This is a genomic window from Kitasatospora sp. NPDC054768 (assembly GCF_053612025.1).
This window is the reverse complement of the sequence record NZ_JBSHBN010000353.1, coordinates 1-1,234: the sequence shown is the minus strand read 5'-3', so window position 1 is coordinate 1,234 and position 1,234 is coordinate 1. Positions and strand designations below refer to the sequence as shown.

Below are 1,234 nucleotides of genomic sequence, written 5' to 3'. Positions count from 1 at the left end.
GTGGCGGAGGCGTTGAGGGTGAGGGTGGCGGAGGAGCCGGCCTGGACGGTGGAGGGGTTGAGGCTCGCGGTGACGCCGGTGGGGAGGCCGGAGGCGGTGAGGGTGACGGTCTGGGCGGTGCCGGAGGTCACGGTGGTTGCGACGGTGGCGGTGGTGGAGGCGCCGGGCCGGACGGAGCCGGAGGCCGGGCCGAGGGAGAGCGAGAAGTCGTTGCCGCCGTTGTTGGTGCAGGTGGGGTCGCCGGTCTGGGCGGGGACGCCGACGGCGTCCCAGGCGGCCTTGGCGCGGTTGAAGAAGGTGCAGGTGGGGTCGAGGTTCTTGGCGGCGGTCAGGGTGGCGGTGCGGTAGCGCTTGTAGGTCATGCCGCTGGTCTTGAGGAGCATGCCGCCGTAGAAGACCCGGCCGGCGTCCTTGATGCCGATGCCGGTGACGGAGGAGTTGTTGCAGGTGGGGCTGGTGGGTTTGCCGCCGCCGGGGTTGGAGCCCTCGGCGAGGAGGTAGAACCAGTGGTTGAGCGGGCCGGCCGCGGCGTGTTCCTCGGTGTTCGGGATGGACGCCGAGTAGCAGTTGGGGTTGTTGCCGACCAGGGAGGGGTTGTACATGTTGCGGATCGGGCCGCTGCCGACGAGGTCGACCGTCTCGCCGACGGTGTAGTCCGGGGAGTCGTAGGGGGCGGGTTCGTTGGTGTAGGCCTCGGTGAGGGCGCCCATGATGTCGCCGGTGGCCTCGCCCAGGCCGGACTCGTTGTTGGCGCCGCCGGGGGTGTACTGGTCGATGCCGTGGCCGAACTCGTGGCCGACGACGTCGATGGAGGCGATCCACTTGTTGGCCTGGCTGTGGCCGATGGATATGGTGCTGCCGTCCCAGTAGGCGTTGACGTCGCCCAGGCCGACCTTGACGGGCCAGCTGCCGCCGTTGCCGTTGTGGCCGTTGCGCCCCAGCCAGTCGCGGAGCATGTCCCATTCCTTCTGGGCCGCGAACATCGCGTCGCCGCAGCCGGTCTCCTTGCTGGAGGCGCTGCCGGTGCCCCAGGAGTCGCTCGATTTGGAGAAGACCTGGCCGGTGCCGTAGTCGGCGCACGACAGGCCGGGGCGGTTCGGGTCGCGCAGCGTGTAGGAGCCGCCCGAGCCGGTGGTGGCGATCGTGGGCGAGGGGCCGTTCCACTCGCTGTTCAGGGTGCCCGCGTGGACGTCGTCGTAGCTGTCGGCGACCTCGCCGGTGGTGGCGTCGACGA

General features: G+C 70.5%; 1 protein-coding gene. It reads right to left on the bottom strand.

Translation table 11 applies throughout. The features are described from left to right. Positions 1 to 1,234, bottom strand: a 1,234-nt coding sequence (locus tag ACWGKU_RS41095; RefSeq protein ID WP_452191845.1) for a M4 family metallopeptidase, incomplete at both ends; no start/stop codon positions are given.